Raw genomic sequence first — 18,918 nt, 5'->3', positions numbered from 1 at the left:
CCGCGATCAATATCCCAAGGCGCAACCGTCCTTGCGATGATCCGACGCGCCGTGAAGCGTTCCGTGTTCCCAATCGATCCATATGGCCTGGGCGCCGCCGATTGCCCAGTTCGGCGGCTGCACTTTGAAGCCCCTGGCCGTGAAATAGTCGCCGGCAGACTGGCGAAGGCTTTCTTCCATCTCGACCGTTGCCGTTCCTGGCAGCGGGAAGAGGCGTGGGAGATCGATGGCGCCCTGGATGTCGAGACCGTAGTCGATCAACTTGGAGAGGAATTGGGCATGCCCCATCGCCTGGTAATGGCCGCCCATGACGCCAAAGGACATCATCGTTCGCCCGCCCTTCGTCACCATGCCGGGGATGATCGTGTGCATCGGCCGCTTGCGGGGTGCAATGGCATTGGGATGGCCCTCTTCGAGCGTGAAACTTTGACCCCTGTTATGGAAAAGCACGCCCGACTTCGGCGCCATCAGGCCGCTTCCGTAGGGGTGGAATATCGAATTGATGAAACTCGCGGCATTGCGATCTTTGTCGACGACTGAGATGTAGACCGTGTCGGAGTGTTCGACGCCGCCGAGGATGGCCTTGGCATCTACTGGGGCCTTACGGTCAATCTTTGCAGCAAGTTCATCGGCAAGCGCATCGGACATGAGAAAGTCGACAGGAGTTTCAGATGTGGAAGCATCTGCGACCCATCTGTCGCGTGCCGCATAAGCCAGTCTCGTCGCTTCGACCTCCACGATGAGGTTTTCAGGATCGAGCGGATCTCCGGCCGGTGCGAAGCGCTCCAGTATCTTCAGGATCAGGAGTGCGATGATGCCTTGACCGTTGGGTGGACATTCATGGACATCCCAACCGCGATAGCTGGCGCTGATCGGCTTGACATACTCGCCGCCCGCGGTGGCGAAATCGTCGGTCGTGTGAAGGCCGCCATGCGCGGCAAGATGAGAAACCATCTCTTCGGCGATGCCGCCACGATAAAAGGCATCGCGGCCCTCGCGCCCTATGGCCTCAAGCGTGCCGGCCAGCTCTGGCTGATATTGGACCGCGCCGACATCGGGGGCCTTGCCGTCAACGAGGAATATGCGCCGACAAGACGGGTCGCGCTTCAGCAATTCCTCCTGGTGCGAGATGTCGGCGGCGACGCGGGACGTTATTCCATAACCCTCGCGTGCAAACGATATTGCCTGCGACAACACGTCTTCCATCGGCATCCGACCATGATCCGCAACGAGGCGAGTCCAGGCGTCGACGGCGCCGGGCACGGTCACGGCGTGCGGCGAAAATCGTTCGATCGTCCGGATCCCCTGACTCTGGTACCAGGACAGATCAGCGGCCGCGGGCGTTCGCCCCGATCCGTTGAAGGCGACCACGTCAGCCCCGCCGTTGGTGCTCAGGAGAGCGAAGCAATCGCCGCCGACGCCGGTTGAACCCGCTTCGACGACGCATTGGACAGCGCAAGCCCCGACGGCCGCATCGATAGCGGCGCCTCCCGCCTTCAGGATTTCAAGCGCGGCAAGCGTCGCCATCGGATGTGAGGTCGCAGCCATTCCATTACGGCCGATGGCGACCGACCGTCCCGGTTTTTCAAAATTCCGCATGATGGATCCCTTCAAATCAGGCCGCACGTTTTCGCCCAGCCGTAAGTCTCATCGATGGCAACTTGAGACCGATCGAACATCTCGTTGATTTCGGTCTCTGTCATGATCAGCGGCGGGCAAAAAGAAAAGTTGTCGCCAAGCGCACGCGTGATTACGCCATGCGCCTGGGCGCGTTTTCCGGCCTGGATCGCGACGCCATCGGTCGGCTTGAACGCTTCCCGAGTCGCCTTGTTGCGGACAAGTTCGAGCGTCCCGATCATGCCGCGGCCGCGTGCGTTGCCGACAAGCGGATGCTCGCCGAGGTCACGCAGACGCTCCTGAAATAACGGCGCAACGGACTGAACATGTCCAAGGATGTCACGCTCCTCGTAGATTTTCAGTGTTTCCAGCGCGACGGCGGTGGCCACTGGATGGCCGCTATAAGTGAAGCCGTGACCGAAGGTGCCGATCTTTTCGCTTTCCGCGACGATCGACTGATGGACCTTCTCGTTGATCATGATTGCCGAAATCGGCTGGTAAGCGGCTGAAAGCTGCTTTGCCATGGTGATCATGTCAGGCCGCATGCCGAAGCTTTCCGATCCGAACATCGTTCCCAGGCGGCCAAAGCCGCAAATGACTTCGTCGGCGATCAGCAAAATATCGTAGCGGCGCAGGATTGCCTGAACTTTTTCATAGTAGGTCGCCGGCGGGACGATGCACCCACCCGACGCCATCAGCGGCTCGGCAAAAAACGCTCCGATCGTCTCCGGTCCTTCCTGGAGAATGAGACGCTCAAGCGATTCTGCGCATCGTGTTGCAAACTCTTCCTCGCTCTCGCCTTCAAGCCCATAACGATAGAATTCCGGGCAATCGGTATGGAGGACCCTGTCGATCGGCAGGTCGAAGTCTCGATGATTGTTCGCAAGTCCCGTCAGGCTTGCCGAGGCGATCGTCACACCGTGATAGGCTCTCATCCGCGAGATGATCTTCTTCTTCTCGGGCTTGCCGATGGCGTTGTGATAGTACCAAACCAGCTTCATCGCCGTGTCGTTTGCTTCCGACCCCGAATTGGCAAAGAACACCTTCGACATCGGAACAGGCGCGAGTTTGATCAGCCGCTCGGCCAATTCGATTGCGGTCTCGTGCGACTTGCCGCCAAAGCTGTGGTAAAAAGGCAATTCCTGCATCTGCCGGTATGCCGCTTCCACGAGGCGCGTCTCGCTGAATCCGAGCGACGCACAAAAGAGCCCGCCCAAGGCCTCGATGTAGCGGTTGCCATCACTATCGATGACGTGGACACCGTCGCCTTTCGCGATCAACAGCGGCCCGTCTTTCAGATGCTGCGATGCGTTCGTATAGGGGTGCAATACAAAGGCCGCATCGCGCGCTTCCAGGGAGTTTGGCAAAACCGTCACTTGGTGTCTCCTGATTTATCGAGCGCAGGTGCGCCTGTTTTGTTGGGAACCGGCAAGCGCGCTCCGCGCCTGCCGGGTCCATTCGCTTTCCAGATCCAAGCATTAATCGACGCTGGTCTTGATCCATTTCTTGGCGAGCTTGTCGATCGTTCCGTCGGCCTTGGCTGCCTCGATCGCAGCATCGAACATCGCCTTCAGGGCGGTATCGTCCTTGCGCAATCCTGCGCCGATGCCCTGGCCGAAGACGCCGCCGGTGAATGTCGGGCCGGCAATCTTGTAGTCCTTGAAATCGGCTTTCGAGAGCGTCGCCGTCAGAGCCGTCTTCTGGGCGACGACGGCATCGATGCGACCGGCCTGCAGATCGAGATCGTGCTGCTCGGTCGTCTTGTATTCGCGTGTTTTCAGGGTGCCTTTGAAATACTTATCGAGAAAGGCGACATTTGCGGTCGATACCTGCGCGCCGACATTGCTGCCTTTGAGGGCGCCCTCAAGCGGCTTCAATGCCGCATCAAGCGTTGCGCTGTCACCATTCAGGTCCACGACCGTGCCGGTGCCCGGCAGGTTTGCCAACGGTCCGTCCTTCTGCACCATGAAAGCCGCAGCCGTTGAAGCATAAGGCTTGCTGAAGGCAATCACCTCCAGGCGTTTCGGGGTGACGATCATCGACGCCATGATTGCATCGAATTTCTTGGCGTTCAGCGAGGGGATCAGGCCATCCCAATCCTGCGCTACGATCGTGCATTTGACTTTCATGCGGCCGCAGAGATCGGTTGCGAGATCGATTTCAAACCCCTGGAGCTTGCCGTCTGGTCCCGTGAAATTCCACGGCTCGTAGGCACCTTCCGTGGCGATCTTGATTTCCGTTGGCTTCGATTGTGCGTAGGCAGCGCCAGCCGCCAGCGTGGTGGCGATGATTGCTATAATGGTCTTTTTCATTGTTCATTCCCCTTTTTCTTGTGCCCGTTTTGAACGGAGCGGTTGCAACCAAATCTGCCCGTCAGATATTTTCCTTTCCTGACGTGCGAGCCGTAAACGCCTCTGCCGACAGGCACAGGAGTTCGAAGAGAACCTGCGCTGCGACCTGTGCGGTATTCGTTGTCGGATCGTATTCCGGGGCAATTTCGACAACATCGCCGCCGACGATATCAAGACCTCTCAGACCGCGCAGGAGGCCCAGCGCCTGCGCGGAGGAGAGACCCCCAACCTCCGGTGTGCCGGTCCCTGGCGCGAAAGCCGGATCCAGCGAATCGACGTCGAAGCTGACATAGACTGGTCCATCCCCCACGACGTCGCGCGCTTTGCGGATGACTGCTTGCAGGCCAAGCTCGTCTACCTCTTCCGCATGGATCACCGTCATTCCTGACGCAAACGAGAATTCCCAGAGATACTCGGAGTTACCCCGGATGCCGATCTGAATCGTGCGTTTCGGATCGAGAACGCCGTCCAGCACCGCCTGCCGGAAAGGCCCGCCGTGGTGGAACTTGCAGCCTTCGAATGATCCGCCGGTATCGCAATGCGCGTCGATATGGATCATGCCGACGGGGCGCTCCTTTCCGATCGCGCGCAGGATGGGCAGCCCGATTGAATGATCACCACCAACTGACAGTGGCACGACACCGGCCGCAACGATGGCTGCTACGAAACTCTCGATATCGTCATGCGACGAAGCCAGATCGAACCGGCTTCGGAATGGCACGTCGCCGACATCGGCGACCCGCACTTGCGCTGTCGGAACTGCGCGAAGGACATGTTCATAGGGGCCTACCCGATCGACATTGCGCACAGCACGCGGCCCAAACCGGGCTCCGCTCCGGTTGGTCACGCCGAGATCCATGGGAATACCAAGGAGTGCGACGTCGATCCCAGCAAAAGCGGGCGCGGCGTCAGGTCGATAAGGCGCTTTCAACAGCGACGGCACTCCACAATAGGGCGCCTGACGGCTGTCGCCATCCCCGAAAACGAGCTTTGCCACCCTACTGAAATCCGGATCGAAGATGTCGCCACCGGATGCCGCCGAGTATCGGGCCCGCAATTCGTCAAGCTCGAGAATTTCTATCATCCGACCTCCTGACCACGCTCAGATCACGCAATGAAAAACAATCTCGCAAAAGCGATTGATTGATGTGCGCAATGTTGTATACATAATCGTATTCCATAAAAAGATGCAAGTGGCCAAACGACGAGCATGACAAATCAAGTTTGACGCTATTTGTGTGAGAGCGATGGAAGCATTGAGAGGGATTCGGTGTCTGCGACAAACAAAGAGCCAAAGGTTTCGTTGCGCGAAGCGACCTACAGCCAGCTGAAGGATCTGATCCTGAACGGCCAACTTCGGCCATCGGAACGCCTATCGGAAAACAATCTCGCAAAACGTTTCGGCGTGAGCCGCACGCCTCTGCGGGAGGCGTTGATGAAGCTCGAGGAAGAGGGGCTGGTCGTCGGGCAGCGAAACCTCGGCTATACGGTCACCGATCTTGATATTACGGGTTTCTGCAATCTCCTCGTCGTACGCGAGGCGCTCGACGTCTGCGCCGCGAAGCTCGCATGCGAGAAGGCGACGGACGAGGATCTCGCGCGCCTTCGTGACGTCATCGAACAGATGGCGGTCCTCAAAGTTTCCGACAACCGAACGCCATCGGACGCTGCGCAAAACCTGCAGCTCGGGCTTTATATCCACCGGGTCATCGCCGAGGCAACAAAGAACGATGCGCTGGTGCGCGCGACGGATCAGATCTACCAGCAGCTGCGCCTAGCCCTTTGGCTGGAGGTCCTCTGGGTCGATCTGGAGCACACGGACTTTGACGAGCACAAGGCAATCGCCGACGCAATATTGGCTCGCAACCCCGAGGAAGCCGCTAAGGCGGCGAGCGCTCATGTGCAGAGCTCGCTGAAGAACATGTCGAAACTCGAACGTATTTGGCATCACCGACGCGCTGTCGGTTCGGGCTGAGACGCCGCACGGGAAAGTCTATGGAAGCCATCGAGAAGTACTTGGTACTTGTGAGTTTTGGTCAGGGCGGCTGGGGCAGCCTGTTGCTGACCGCATTGCTTATGACGGTCGCCGTTTCGGTGTGCGGTTTTCTCGCAGGCACCATGATCGGCTCGCTTGTTGCTGCCATGAAGCTGTCCCGATATCTCGCGGTGCGCTGGGCGGGCGACTGTTACACGACCGTTTTGCGCGGCGTGCCGGATCTTCTCGTCATTTATCTCTTTTATTTCGGCGGCAGCGCCATCCTCGGTCATTTGGGGGGAATGGTCGGATATGACGGTTATATCGGCATGCCCGCGTTTTTGACCGGAACGATCGCGCTCGGCGTCGTTTCCGCTGCCTATCAGGCGGAGGTCTTGCGTGGCGCCTATCAGTCCGTGTCGCGTGGAGAACTCGAAGCCGCCACCGCGATAGGCATGCGACCATGGCTGAAGTTCCGCAGGATCATTGCCCCTCTCGTCCTTCGCTACGCCGTGCCAGGTCTTGGCAACACGTGGCAGCTGGTGCTGAAAGAATCTGCGCTGATATCCGTCACCGGCCTCGTTGAAATCCTGCGTCAGTCGCAGATCGCTGCCGGCTCCACCCGCAAGCCCTTCGAGTTCTACCTCACCGCCATCGTTCTCTATCTCGTCATCACCTGGATCTCCTCCATTCTTTTTCGTCGGCTGGAGACGCGAAGCTTGCGCGGAATTCGGAGGGCATTGTGATGGATTTCGACTTCCTCGCGCAGACGTTCCAAACCCTGATGGGCGGTCTCCCCCTGACCTTGAGCATGGCCGCCATATCCATCACCGCCGGGACACTTCTTGCCGTTTCGATTGCGTTGACGTCCGTTTTGGGTGGAACGGCCGGGCGCACAATCGCCAGCGCCTACGTGTTCGTGTTTCGCGGCTCTCCGCTGCTCGTTCAGATGTTTCTCATCTACTACGGCTTGGGGCAATTCCGGCCGTCCCTGCAGGCGCTCGGTATATGGACGATATTTCGGGAACCCTACTGGTGCGCCGTCATAGCCTTGACCCTGAATACGGCCGCCTATTCGGGCGAAATTTTCCGCGGTGCGCTTCAATCGGTGTCAGCGCAGCAGGTGGAAGCCGCCCGCGCGTGCGGCATGTCCGGCGCTCTCCTGTTTCGACGGATCATTTTCCCGATCGCATTGCGCCAGGCGCTGCCGGCCTACGGCAACGAGATCGTCCTGATGGTAAAGGCGACGGCTCTCGCATCGGTTATCACGATCATGGAAATCACCGGCCTGGCGGGAAAGCTGATCGCCGATAGTTTCCGAGCGTTCGAAGTGTTCATTGTCGCGAGCGCCATCTATCTGCTGATCAATTTCGTGCTAACGCGCATCCTCGTCGGCCTGGAATGCTGGCTTTCGCCGCATTTGCGCCTTCCGCCATTGCCTCCGACACCTAGGGAAACTGCATGCTGAGCAGAGGGATAAATTTGGCTGCCGAGAACACGAAGACGCCGACGGTTTCGGTAAAAAACCTGCACAAATGTTTCGGCCCGCTGGAAGTGCTGAAGGGCGTTTCCCTGGAGGCGCGCGAGGGCGATGTCATTTCCATTCTGGGGTCGTCAGGATCGGGCAAGTCGACGATGCTCCGCTGCATCAATATGCTGGAGGTGCCCGATAGCGGCGAAATCTCGATCGCCGGGGAAGCATATCTTATGAAAAAAGGGCGCCGCAAAGCAGAACCTGCCGATCGCCGCCAGGTCGATCGCATCCGCCAGCATGTCGGCATGGTATTCCAGAACTTCAATCTCTGGTCTCACATGACGATCCTGGAAAACGTGATCGAAGCGCCGGTCCATGTGCAGAGGCGCAGTCGTGCCGAATGTATCGAAGAGGCTGAGGCCCTGCTTGCCCGGGTTGGTATCGCCGACAAACGGCATTTTTATCCATCGCATCTCTCCGGCGGGCAACAGCAGCGTGCTGCAATTGCCCGCGCACTTGCCCAGCGCCCGAAGGTTATGCTGTTTGACGAGCCGACGTCGGCGCTTGATCCGGAGCTGGTCGGAGAGGTCCTCAAGGTCATGCGATCGCTGGCCGAGGAGGGACGAACGATGCTGGTCGTCACCCATGAAATGGCGTTCGCCCGCGACGTCTCGAATAAAGTTGTTTTTCTTCACAAGGGAGCCGTGGAAGAGGAAGGCTCTCCCGCGGAGCTTTTTCAGTCTCCGAAGTCACCGAGATTTCAGCAGTTTCTTGCAAGCGTCCGGCAATAGCGAGCAAAAACACGCGGCGGCTGAAGGCCGAGCTCTCTGATGTCGCGCGGTTTGAGGCCGGATCGCATCCGCTTGCTCAGAAGTTGCGCCGCATCCTTTCAACGCGGATGAAGCTCACCCGACGCCGGCGCAGTGTAGGATCTACCGAACACCTTTATCTCTGTCGGATGTGCCTTTCAATCAGCGCCTTCAGCTTACTGGTGTTGCCCGCCTCCAGAAGATCGACCATCTCGTGATGTTCCCGAGCCGATTGCTCTATTCGCGCCCGCGTCTTCCACTGGGAAACCGGAGCGGAAGACGTGCGCTGGCGAAGTTCCGCAATGATCCCATCCAGTTCGTCGTTACCGGACAGCTGGACGAAGGCACGATGGAAATTCAAGTTGGCTTCATATTGCTCCAGCACGGTGCCGTGCAGGATAAGGTTTTCGAACCGCTCGGCCAGGACGCGCAAGTTGCTGATATCGTCGGCCGTCGCCGCGGCCACAGCTTTGGGGACCACCCCGGTTTCCAGTAGGATGCGAATCTCGGCAATGTCGTCGGCTTGTTTTCCGTCAGCCTTGTAAACGTGATAGCCGCGGTTCGGCACGTGTTCGACGACGCGCTTCTGCGCCAGGCGGTCGAGCGCGCGGCGGATCTCGTTGCGCCCGCGCCCGTAGCGCGTTTCGAGATCGACCTGCTTCAGCCATGTGCCCGGCTGAAGTATTCCGGACTGGATATCCGTAAGGATAAGCTGGGTGGCATCTGGTTCGCCGTCTGCGATGGGTTCGTCGAGCAGGGTGTTCATCCGTTTAACCTCAGGCGACCGGGAGGCGATTTGCCTAATCACTAGCCACAAATTTCATTTGCCGAAAGAAGAATCTTCCCATAAATTGGTACCAATTTTGGATGAAATGTGTAGGCAAAATGAAAAATTTCGACAACGTCTGGGAGATCGTTGACGGCAAGGCACCCCGGTTTGCCAAGCTTAGCGACTATATCTGGGAAGTTCCGGAGACCAATTACGAAGAGTTCCGCTCCTCCGCGGCGCATGCCGAACTGCTGGAAGCCGAGGGCTTCAGGGTCACGCGCAATGTCGCGAACATCCCGACGGCCGTGATGGGCGAGGCCGGCGAAGGCGGTCCGGTCATCGCCATTCTCGGCGAATATGACGCCCTGCCCGGCCTCAGCCAGGTCGCGGGCCTTGCCGAGGTAAAGGCGGTGGTCGAGGGCGGCCATGGCCATGGCTGCGGGCATAACCTTCTCGGTTCCGGCTCCATGCTGGCGGCCGCCGCCGTCAAGGATTACCTCAAGGCGAACAATCTTCCGGGCCGCGTTCGCTATTATGGCTGCCCGGCCGAAGAGGGCGGCTCCTCAAAGGGCTTCATGGTCCGTGCCGGCGTTTTTGACGATGTCGACATTGCCATTTCCTGGCACCCGGCCGCATTCGTCGGCGTCAACAATCCGATCTCGCTCGCCTGCAACGAACTCAATTTCCACTTCTCCGGCCGTGCGTCGCACGCGGCGGCGTCGCCGCATCTGGGACGCAGCGCGCTCGACGCAGTCGAGCTGATGAATGTCGGCGTCAATTATCTGCGCGAGCATATGCCGTCCACGGCACGTGTCCACTATGCCATTACCGACACCGGCGGCCATGCACCGAACGTCGTGCAGGCGAAGGCATCGGTGCGTTATCTCGTCCGGTCGCGCACGCTTCCGGAACTTCTGGAACTCGTGGCCCGCGTGAAGGATGTGGCGGCCGGCGCGGCCCTGATGACCGGTACCTCCGTGCGCAGCCAGATCGTCAGTGGCGATGCGAACCTGGTCGGCAATACGCCGCTCGAAACGCTGATGCACAACCACATCGAGCGCGTCGGCCTGCCGCCTTTCGACGAGGCGGACAAGGCGACCGCCGCAAAATTCCAGGAAACCTTCAGTCAGGCCGATATCGCTGCGTCCTTCGGACGGTTCGGGTTGAAGGTCCGCAAGGGCGTGTCCCTCTGCGATGTCATCTTCCCGCCGGAAAGCGGCGACGGAACGCTCGTCGGCTCCACCGATGTCGGGACAGTGAGCTGGGTCGTGCCGACCGTCCAGATGCGCGGCGCCACCTATGCGATCGGCACGCCCGGCCATTCCTGGCAGCTCGTCGCCCAGGGCAAGCTGCCCGCCGCGCACAAGGGCATGACGCATGCGGCCAAGGTAATGGCATCGACCGCGGTCGACCTCATCCTGAAGCCGGAACTGGTTGCGGAAGCGAAAGCCGATTTTGCGGCACGGCTCGAAGGCACTCCCTTCATCAATCCGATCCCCGATGACGTCCAGCCAGACATTCGGGAGAAGCGGGATGTCTGAGGCGCAACTCCAGCCCGACCGCCAGATCCTGATGGGCCACATCCACGAGTTCGGCAAACGGGTGAAACTTTCGGGCACGGCGGAAGAGCTGGAAAGCTTTCGATATCTGGAAAGGCAGATAGGCTCCTACGGTTATCGGACGCAGCTTCTCTCGCACGACGCCTATATCAGCCTGCCGGGCAAGGCTGCTGTCGAAATCGATGGCGACGCGATCCGCTGCATTACCCATTCCATGTCGGTCTCGACGCCTGGTGAAGGCATATCGGCGGACGTCATCTATGTCGCAGAAGGCACCGAAGCCGATTTCGAGAGCATCGACGTCAAGGGGCGCATCATCCTTGTCGATGGCATTGCCACCGAAGACGTCGCGGCCCTTGCAAGTGCCCGCGGCGCAATCGGGCAGCTCCACGTCAGCCCCAACGAACACCTCTACGAAATGTGCGTGTCGCCCGTCTGGGGCAGCCCGTCGCAATATACACGCAAGCAATTGCCAAGGACGGCGATCTGCACGATTTCCCGCGACGACGGCGAGCGGCTCCGTCAGGCCTGCCGCGCCGGCAGGGCGCCTGTTGCCCGCCTGACGACGGAGGTCGATACGGGCTGGCGCAAGACGCCCATCCTGGTTGCGGAGCTTTTCCCGGATAATCGGCCGGATGCACCTTTCGTCCTGTTTTCCGGCCATCACGATACCTGGCACTACGGCGTGATGGACAATGGCGGAGCCAACGCCACGATGCTGGAAGCCGCGCGTCTCCTGGCCGAGCGACGTGAGAGCTGGCAGCGGGGCCTGCGCATCTGCTTCTGGTCCGGCCATTCCCACGGCCGTTATTCCGGGTCCGCCTGGTATGCGGACGAATATTGGGACGAGCTCGAACAGCGTTGCGTTGCGCATGTGAATGTCGATTCCACCGGCGGTGCAGGCGCCGACATCCTGACGAACTCGGCCGTCATCGACGAATTGAAGGCGGTCGCGGCAAGGGCGGTCGAAACGGTGACCGGCCAGGTGCATCGCGGCCGTCGTCACGGGCGCGCTGCCGACCAGTCCTTCTGGGGCGTCGGCGTTCCCTCGATGTTCGGCAGCCTCAGCCATCAGCCCCCAGGGCCGGTGAAGATGCTGACGGCGCTCGGGTGGTGGTGGCACACGCCGCACGATACGGAAGAGCAGATCGATCCCGCCAATCTTCAGCGCGACACCGAGATCGTGTTGCGCGTGCTCGGTGAATTGCTCGATGCCCGCGTTCTGCCGCTCGACTACACCGCCTACGCAGCCTCGCTCAAATATGAACTCGACGGCCTGGCCGCCGATCTGGCGGGACGGATGGATCTGAATGCCCTGATCTCGGTGGTGGATGAACTGCGCCGGCGTGCCGAAGCGATCAACGGTGTCGCGCATGAGGAAACCGATCCGGTTCGCGCCGAGATCATCAACGACCGCCTTCGGCAGGCCTCCCGCCTCCTCGTTCCGTTGAACTACACGTTTGGTGACCGTTTCCATCACGACAATGCTCTTCCGCATCCGGCCTGGCCGTCACTATCAGGGCTTCGCGAACTGGCCGCCTTGCCGCAAGGGCATGCCGATACCCCTTTCTTCGCGGTTCATGCGCGCCAGACGCGCAACCGCATTCGCTCCGTCTTGAAACAGGCCTGCACGGTGCTTGCCATCGACGGAATATGACATTCCGACCTTCCTCTCCAACGCAACGAACAAATAAGGGAACATGACATGAAAACCGGGAAACTCTGGGCGGCCGCGCTGGCCGCCACTCTCACCATCATGCTGCCTAGCGCAGAAGCCAAGGATTGGACGCATGTGAAAGTCGGCATCGAAGGCGCCTTCCCCCCATGGAACGCACTGGATTCCAAGGGCAACCTGACGGGCCTCGATATCGACCTCATCAACGACCTGTGCCAGCGCGCCAAGGTGGAGTGCGAGCTGATCGCCGGTGAATGGAGCGCCATGATCCCCAGCCTCAATGCCGGCAAGTTCGACCTCATCATGACCCTTGGCATCAATGAAAAGCGAAAGGAAGTCGTCGATTTCACGGTGCCTTATGCGAGCGGAGTGGCGACCTTCATCACGCTGAAGGACAGCCCGGTCAGCAAGCTGCCGATGACCGGCGAACGGCTGAACCTCAACGACAAGGACAAGGCCGATCCCGTCATGAAGACGATCGGCGGTGTTCTCTCCGGCAAGACGATCGGCGTCGTGCAATCGACAAGCCAGGAGCAGCTGATCAACGCCTATTTCGGTAAAAGCGTCACCGTCCGCACCTACAAGAACTCGGGCGAACGCGATCTCGACCTCAAGGCCGGCCGCATCGATGCCGGTTTCGATAGTGGCGTCTATGGCACCACCGCACTTGCCAAGCCGGGGAACGAGGATCTGGCGATGGTCGGACCGCTGATGAAGGGTGCCATGCTGGCGACGGAAGTCGCCATGGGCATGCGCAAGGGCGAGACCGATCTGAAGGAGAAGTTCGACGCAGCCATCAAGTCGGCGGCTGCGGACGGCGTCATCAAAAAGCTCTCCGAAAAGTGGAGCAAGCTGGACCTGACGCCATCGTTCTGACCCGGCGGACCCGGCGCGAGGTGCGCAAGTCGCGCTCTCGTGCCGTGACGCCGGGATCTGGACATGAACAAACCTCCATGTGGATGAGGTCTCCATGAACCAGCCGACAATACTGGATCTGATCGGAACCGGCCCGAATGGCTGGGGCATGGCCCTTGCCGCAGCCACCGTCATGACGGTCCTGATCGCCATCGCCGGCTTTGCGATCGGTGGCGTGATCGGCGTCTTCGGTGCCTGGGCGAAGGTCTCGGGCGGTCCGGTGACGCGGGGGATGGCGGGTTTCTACACCACCGTTCTGCGTGGCATACCCGATCTTCTGGTCATCTATCTCTTCTATTTCGGCGGCAGCGCTGCCGTGACCGCGATCGGCAGGTTGTTCGGCGCTGAAGGCTTCATCGGCTTTCCGGGCTTCCTGGCCGGCGCGCTCGCCGTCGGCATCACCTCCGGCGCACAGCAGACGGAGGTCTTTCGCGGCGCCTTTCGGGCGGTGCATTCCGGCGAGCTGGAGGCGGCGATCGCCTGCGGCATGTCGCGCTCCTTGCGGTTTCGCAGGATCCTGGCGCCGTTGACGCTTCGCCACGCAATTCCCGGCATGGGCAATGTCTGGCAGGTCGTGCTGAAGGAGTCCGCGCTGGTTTCGGTCACGGGCGTTGTCGAACTCCTTCGGCAGTCGCAGATCGGCGCCGGCTCCACCGGCCTGCCCTTCGATTTCTACGTCATCGCCGCTGCCATCTACCTGGCTATCTCGACGATTTCCGGAGGTTTCCTGCAACTCAGCGAAAAGCGCTTCACGCGCGGCGTCAGGAGGGGTTGATGGATCTGCCGTTTCTCTACGAGACCTTCCTGAGCCTCGTTGCCGCGGTGCCGCTGACGCTGCAGCTTGCCGCGAGTGCGATCGTGCTCGGCGCATTCCTGGCCCTCGGCCTGGCACTCTGCCGGCTGTCCGGCATGCTGCCGCTCGACTGGTTCGCGAGGGCCTATATCTTCGTCTTCCGCGGAACACCGCTGCTCGTCCAGATCTTCCTGATCTATTACGGCCTTGGTCAGTTTCGCGAGGTCCGCCAGAGTATATTCTGGGTGGTGCTGCGCGACCCCTATTGGTGCGCCGTCATTGCCCTGATGCTGAACACCGCCGCCTATTCCGCCGAGATCATCCGCGGCGGGCTGCTCTCGGTCCCGTTCGGTCAGATCGAAGCGGCGCGCGCCTGCGGCATGTCCCGTTTCATGACCTTCCGGCGCATTGCCCTGCCGCTCGCAATCCGCCAGGCCCTGCCGGGTTATTCCAACGAGATGATCTCGATGGTGAAGGCGACGTCGCTTGCCTCGATCATCACCATCATGGAAGTGACCGGCGTCGCGGCCAAGCTGATTTCCGAGACCTATCGGGCGATCGAAGTCTTCGTCGTCGCCGGTGCCATCTATCTCGCCATCAACTTCATCCTCACCCGGCTTGTCGCCCTCGCCGAGTATCAACTGAGCCCGCACCTGCGCCAGCCTGCGGCCTTGCCCAGCACATCCACGGGAGCCGCTAGATGACGCCTTCGACCAATCCACCCGCACCGGCGGCCATCACCCTGCGCGGGCTTCGCAAGAGTTTCGGTCCGGTCGAAGTGCTGAAGGGCATCGACATGGAGGCGCGCGAGGGCGAGGTCGTCTCGATCCTCGGCTCCTCCGGTTCCGGCAAGTCGACCATGCTCCGCTGCATCAATATGCTCGAGACGCCCGATGCCGGCGAAATCACCGTTGCCGGCGAGACCATCCGCATGAAGCCGACCGGCTCCGGCAAGAGCCGTATTGCCGACCGCCGGCAGGTGGAGCGTATCCGCTCCGAACTCGGCATGGTGTTCCAGAGCTTCAATCTCTGGTCCCACAAGACGGTGCTCGAAAACGTCATGGAGGCGCCGCTACACGTGCAGAAGCGTTCGCGCGCCGAATGCCTGGAAGAGGCGGAAGCTCTGCTGGCCAAGGTGGGTATTGCCGACAAGCGCAATCATTACCCGGCGCATCTTTCCGGCGGCCAGCAGCAACGTGCCGCCATCGCCCGCGCGCTTGCCATGCGGCCGAAGGTGATGCTGTTCGACGAGCCGACCTCGGCGCTCGACCCGGAACTCGTCGGCGAAGTGCTGCGCGTCATGCGCGCGCTTGCCGAAGAAGGCCGCACCATGCTGGTCGTCACGCACGAGATGGGCTTTGCCCGCGATGTCTCGAGCCGTGTCATCTTCCTGCACCAGGGCGCCATCGAAGAGGAAGGCCGGCCGCAGGACATGTTCACCAACGCGAAGTCCGAGCGCTTCCGAAAATTCATCAGCGGCTGAGCCGCTCCACCATTCGACCCAAACAAAGAGAGGGAACTGACAGATGAAAATCATCAAGACGGCAATCGCCGCTGCCTTCACCGCCATGACGCTGATGGCGACGGCCGCTGCGGCGCAGGACAAAACGGAAATCGTCATCGCCACGGAGGGTGCCTTCCCGCCCTACAACCTGACCCGTCCGGATGGCACACTGGACGGCTACGACATCGAACTCGGCAAGAACCTCTGCGAGCGCATGAAAATCAAGTGCACGTTCGTCGCTCAAGCCTTCGACGGCATCATCCCGGCCCTCAATGCCGGCAAGTTCGATGCCATCATGGCCGGCATGTCGGCCACCGAAAAGCGCAAGGAAGTCATCGACTTCTCCATGTCCTACGGCAGCACCGGGCAGTCCTTTGCCACACTGAAGGATGGCCCCCTGGCAAAAATGCCGATGAAGGACCAGCTTTTCTCGCTCGCCTCCAACGAAGCCGGCGCTCGCAAGGCCGTCGAGGAGCTGAAGCCGCTGCTGCAGGGCAAGACGGTCGGCGTCCAGACGGCTTCCATCGCCGCGCGCTTCATCGACGAATACCTGAAGGGTGTCGTGCAGGTTCGCGAGTACAAGACCACGGAACAGCATGACCTCGATCTCATTTCGGGTCGTGTCGATTTCGTCATGGCATCGATGGGTTACCTCATGACCGCCGTGCAGAAGCCGACCAATAGCGACATGACGATCGTCGGCCCTCGCTTCCAGGGTGGGTTCCTCGGCGCCGGCAGCTCGGTCGGCCTTCGCAAGGCGGATACTGCGCTCAAGCAGAAATTCGACGAGGCGATCGCGGCCGCCAAGGCGGACGGGACAACGAAGAAGCTGTCCACGAAGTGGTTCGGCTTCGACATGACCCCACAATAATCTTTAAATCATCCGGATATCGGAAGGCCGCGGCATCCGGTGCTGCGGCCCGTTCTATAATCGGGCCTTGGTGCTACGGGGGGTCGCGAGCACGAGGCTGGTTTCCGTCGCCGTAATCCCCGGTACCAAACGGACCCGCCGCAGCACGGTGTCGAATTCGGCCAATGTCGTGGTACCGAGTTCAACGATCAGATCCCAGCGACCGTTGGTCGTGTGGATTTCCGAAATCTCCGGAAATCCTCCAAGCGCCTTGATGACCTGGTCCGCCGCCCTACCCTCGATCTCCACCATCATGATCCCGCGCACCGGCAGTTCGACAGCGTCAGCCCGCAAAATGACCGTGTAGCCGAGAATGCTGCCGGCCTTTTCGAGCTTCTCCATGCGCGAACGAACGGTGGCGCGCGAGGCCCCGAGATCCGTCGCAAGGTCGGAAATGCTCCGCCTTGCGTTGTGACGCAATAGCGTCACAAGTTTGCTGTCAAAATCGTCCATGCTCAAAGCGCCTATCGAAGATACCATTTTGATAAGCCAATTCGAATAATTTGGCAAATTGAGTTGTTCAATCTGCCGCGCCTTCGTGGTCCAATCATCATAACGGAGATCAAGACATGCATTGCAAACTCATTGGCATCCCCCTGCAGGACGGCGCGGTCCAACTCGGCTGCGAGATGGGCCCAAGCGCGCTCAGGACCGCCGGTCTCGAAACGGCGCTGAGGGAACTGGGTCATGAGGTGACCGACCTCGGCAATGTCGGCATTTCGAAACTGTCCGATGTCACGCATCCGAACGCCGCGATCCGACGCCTGCCACAGATTGTCGCCTGGATCGAACTGCTGACGGAACTCGCCTATCGCGAAAGCGGCGAAGGCATGCCAATTTTCCTGGGCGGCGATCACGCCATCTCCGCCGGGACCGTGGCGGGCCTTGCCCGCCGGGCCGCCGAAGCAGATCGGCCGCTCTTCGTTCTGTGGCTCGATGCGCACACTGATTTCCACACGCTCGACACCACGACAAGCGGCAACCTGCACGGCGTGCCCGTCGCTTACTTCACTGGTCAGCCGGGTTTCGAAGGTTATTTGCCGAAACTCTCGCATCCCGTCGATCTGGCCCGCGTCTGCATGATCGGCATCCGCAGCGTCGATCCGGCCGAGCGGGCGGCGCTGCGCCAGAGCGCGGTGACGGTTCACGACATGCGCGTGATCGACGAACATGGGGTCGCGGCGCTGCTGCGTGCTTTCCTTGAAAAGGTCGCGGCGGCGAACGGCTTGCTGCATGTCAGCCTCGATGTGGACTTTCTTGAACCCACGTTTGCTCCGGCCGTCGGCACGACGGTTCCAGGCGGCGCAACCTTCCGCGAGGCGCATCTGGTTATGGAGATGCTGCACGACAGCGGCCTGGTCACCAGCCTGGACCTGGTCGAACTCAACCCATTCCTCGACGAGCGCGGTCGCACCGCAACGCTGCTGGTCGATCTCACCGCCAGCCTGATGGGCCGTAAGGTCATGGACCGCCCGACAAGGAGTTTCTGATGCCCGTACCCGCCAACCTGAACATCGTGCCGTTCATCAGCGTCGAGAACATGATGGACCTCGTCGTCGCAACCGGCGTCGAAAGGTTTCTGGTCGAGTTGGCGGGTTACATTGAAGATGATTTTCGCCGCTGGGAAAGTTTTGACAAGATCCCGCGAGTCGCCTCCCATTCGAGGGACGGCGTGATCGAGCTGATGCCGACCAGCGACGGAACGCTCTACGGCTTCAAATATGTCAATGGCCACCCGAAAAACACGAGCTCCGGCCGCCAGACGGTCACGGCCTTCGGGGTTCTTTCCGATGTCGACAGCGGTTATCCCCTGCTTTTATCGGAAATGACTATCCTGACGGCGCTGCGCACCGCCGCCACCTCGGCGATCGCAGCAAAGTACCTGGCGCGCAAGGGGGCGCGCACCATGGCCTTGATCGGCAACGGCGCCCAGAGCGAGTTCCAGGCGCTCGCCTTCAAATCCTTGCTCGGTATCGACAGGCTGCGGCTTTACGACATCGATCCCGGTGCGACCGCCCGATGCCGCCGCAATCTCGAGAGATTTGGCTTCGACATCGAAGCCTGCATCTCTGCCGAGCAGGCCGTCGAGACTGCCGACATCATCACCACCGCGACCGCCGATAAGCACAATGCCACGATCCTGACCGACAACATGATCGGCCCTGGCGTGCATATCAACGGTGTCGGCGGCGACTGCCCCGGGAAAACGGAGATGCACCGCGACGTCCTGCTTCGCTCGGACATCTTTGTGGAGTTTCCGCCGCAGACGCGGGTTGAGGGCGAAATCCAGCAGCTTTCATTCGACCATCCGGTGACGGAACTCTGGCAGGTCATCACTGGCGAAAAGCCGGGGCGCTCGTCGGAAAAGCAGATCACGCTGTTCGATAGCGTCGGTTTCGCGATCGAGGATTTTTCTGCGCTCCGCTATGTCCGCGACCGGGTGAGCGGCTCGACTTCCATAAACCAGCTCGATCTGCTGGCCGATCCGGACGAGCCGCGCGATCTGTTCGGGATGCTGCTCAGACGCCAGGCGCTTCTCGCCTCCGCCTGCTGACCTCCCGGGCGTT

The 18,918-nt window shown here is 60.6% G+C and carries 19 protein-coding genes; 13 read left to right on the top strand and 6 right to left on the bottom strand.

Annotated elements, in window-relative coordinates; translation table 11 throughout:
* Positions 1-6: 6 nt before the first annotated feature.
* From AC1D3C_RS05680 to speB, 4 genes are all read right to left on the bottom strand, one after another.
* Entirely contained in the window at positions 7-1,599 is a 1,593-nt protein-coding gene (locus AC1D3C_RS05680) for a gamma-glutamyltransferase family protein (protein ID WP_477482176.1), read from the bottom strand.
* An 11-nt stretch (positions 1,600-1,610) separates the two neighbouring features.
* Entirely contained in the window at positions 1,611-2,993 is a 1,383-nt protein-coding gene (locus tag AC1D3C_RS05675) for an aspartate aminotransferase family protein (protein ID WP_477482175.1), read from the bottom strand.
* 102 nt (positions 2,994-3,095) lie between these two features.
* A complete protein-coding gene (locus tag AC1D3C_RS05670) occupies positions 3,096-3,929 on the bottom strand; it encodes a lysine/arginine/ornithine ABC transporter substrate-binding protein (RefSeq protein ID WP_477482174.1) in 834 nt (277 codons plus the stop codon).
* A 61-nt stretch (positions 3,930-3,990) separates the two neighbouring features.
* Positions 3,991-5,052 (bottom strand): agmatinase, encoded by a 1,062-nt coding sequence (gene speB, locus AC1D3C_RS05665; protein WP_477482173.1) that lies wholly within the window; start codon positions 5,050-5,052, stop codon positions 3,991-3,993.
* A gap of 186 nt (positions 5,053-5,238) precedes the next feature.
* On the opposite strand from speB, the gene AC1D3C_RS05660 reads away from it, so the two are divergent.
* From AC1D3C_RS05660 to AC1D3C_RS05645, 4 genes are read left to right on the top strand one after another with little or no spacing between them, the layout of a single operon-like run.
* Entirely contained in the window at positions 5,239-5,943 is a 705-nt protein-coding gene (locus tag AC1D3C_RS05660) for a GntR family transcriptional regulator (RefSeq protein WP_477482172.1), read from the top strand.
* Positions 5,944-5,963: 20 nt separating this feature from the next.
* The gene (locus tag AC1D3C_RS05655) at positions 5,964-6,689 is read left to right on the top strand and encodes an ABC transporter permease (protein WP_477482171.1); all 726 of its coding nucleotides are present in this window, start codon (positions 5,964-5,966) and stop codon (positions 6,687-6,689) included.
* Positions 6,689-7,411, top strand: coding sequence for an ABC transporter permease (locus tag AC1D3C_RS05650; protein WP_247136270.1), 723 nt, complete (start codon positions 6,689-6,691; stop codon positions 7,409-7,411). The genes AC1D3C_RS05655 and AC1D3C_RS05650 overlap by 1 nt, the downstream gene beginning before the upstream one ends.
* The gene (locus tag AC1D3C_RS05645) at positions 7,405-8,208 is read left to right on the top strand and encodes an ABC transporter ATP-binding protein (protein ID WP_247136269.1); all 804 of its coding nucleotides are present in this window, start codon (positions 7,405-7,407) and stop codon (positions 8,206-8,208) included. Before AC1D3C_RS05650 ends, AC1D3C_RS05645 begins: the two co-directional genes overlap by 7 nt.
* Before the next feature lie 154 nt (positions 8,209-8,362).
* Here AC1D3C_RS05645 and AC1D3C_RS05640 read toward each other — a convergent pair whose 3' ends face one another.
* Positions 8,363-8,992 carry a GntR family transcriptional regulator gene (locus AC1D3C_RS05640; protein WP_477482170.1) on the bottom strand — a complete coding sequence of 210 codons (630 nt, stop codon included), beginning with the start codon at positions 8,990-8,992 and terminating at the stop codon, positions 8,363-8,365.
* A gap of 119 nt (positions 8,993-9,111) precedes the next feature.
* On the opposite strand from AC1D3C_RS05640, the gene AC1D3C_RS05635 reads away from it, so the two are divergent.
* From AC1D3C_RS05635 to AC1D3C_RS05605, 7 genes are all read left to right on the top strand, one after another.
* A complete protein-coding gene (locus AC1D3C_RS05635) occupies positions 9,112-10,536 on the top strand; it encodes a M20 family metallopeptidase (RefSeq protein ID WP_477482169.1) in 1,425 nt (474 codons plus the stop codon).
* Complete coding sequence (locus AC1D3C_RS05630; RefSeq protein ID WP_477482168.1) at positions 10,529-12,211, top strand: M28 family peptidase; 1,683 nt, start codon at positions 10,529-10,531, stop codon at positions 12,209-12,211. Before AC1D3C_RS05635 ends, AC1D3C_RS05630 begins: the two co-directional genes overlap by 8 nt.
* Before the next feature lie 48 nt (positions 12,212-12,259).
* Complete coding sequence (locus AC1D3C_RS05625; protein WP_477482167.1) at positions 12,260-13,105, top strand: transporter substrate-binding domain-containing protein; 846 nt, start codon at positions 12,260-12,262, stop codon at positions 13,103-13,105.
* Between the two features lie 94 nt (positions 13,106-13,199).
* Positions 13,200-13,919 (top strand): ABC transporter permease, encoded by a 720-nt coding sequence (locus AC1D3C_RS05620; protein WP_477482166.1) that lies wholly within the window; start codon positions 13,200-13,202, stop codon positions 13,917-13,919.
* Positions 13,919-14,641 carry an ABC transporter permease gene (locus AC1D3C_RS05615; RefSeq protein ID WP_477482165.1) on the top strand — a complete coding sequence of 241 codons (723 nt, stop codon included), beginning with the start codon at positions 13,919-13,921 and terminating at the stop codon, positions 14,639-14,641. Before AC1D3C_RS05620 ends, AC1D3C_RS05615 begins: the two co-directional genes overlap by 1 nt.
* On the top strand, positions 14,638-15,420 hold the full coding sequence (locus tag AC1D3C_RS05610) for an ABC transporter ATP-binding protein (protein WP_040125029.1): 783 nt from the start codon (positions 14,638-14,640) through the stop codon (positions 15,418-15,420). The genes AC1D3C_RS05615 and AC1D3C_RS05610 overlap by 4 nt, the downstream gene beginning before the upstream one ends.
* A gap of 43 nt (positions 15,421-15,463) precedes the next feature.
* Positions 15,464-16,312: a transporter substrate-binding domain-containing protein gene (locus tag AC1D3C_RS05605; protein WP_477482164.1), complete on the top strand. Its 849-nt coding sequence runs from the start codon at positions 15,464-15,466 to the stop codon at positions 16,310-16,312.
* A gap of 54 nt (positions 16,313-16,366) precedes the next feature.
* On the opposite strand, the gene AC1D3C_RS05600 is transcribed toward AC1D3C_RS05605, so the two are convergent.
* Positions 16,367-16,804, bottom strand: a complete 438-nt coding sequence (locus AC1D3C_RS05600) for an Lrp/AsnC family transcriptional regulator (RefSeq protein WP_040125033.1) — start codon at positions 16,802-16,804, stop codon at positions 16,367-16,369.
* 116 nt (positions 16,805-16,920) lie between these two features.
* Here AC1D3C_RS05600 and rocF point away from each other — a divergent pair, with 116 nt between their 5' ends.
* Positions 16,921-17,841, top strand: a complete 921-nt coding sequence (gene rocF, locus AC1D3C_RS05595) for an arginase (protein WP_247036226.1) — start codon at positions 16,921-16,923, stop codon at positions 17,839-17,841.
* Positions 17,841-18,905, top strand: a complete 1,065-nt coding sequence (locus AC1D3C_RS05590) for an ornithine cyclodeaminase (RefSeq protein WP_477482163.1) — start codon at positions 17,841-17,843, stop codon at positions 18,903-18,905. The genes rocF and AC1D3C_RS05590 overlap by 1 nt, the downstream gene beginning before the upstream one ends.
* Positions 18,906-18,918: the final 13 nt, after the last annotated feature.

This window comes from Neorhizobium sp. P1_A6 (assembly GCF_056406795.1).
This window is presented reverse-complemented; position numbering and strand designations above follow the sequence as displayed.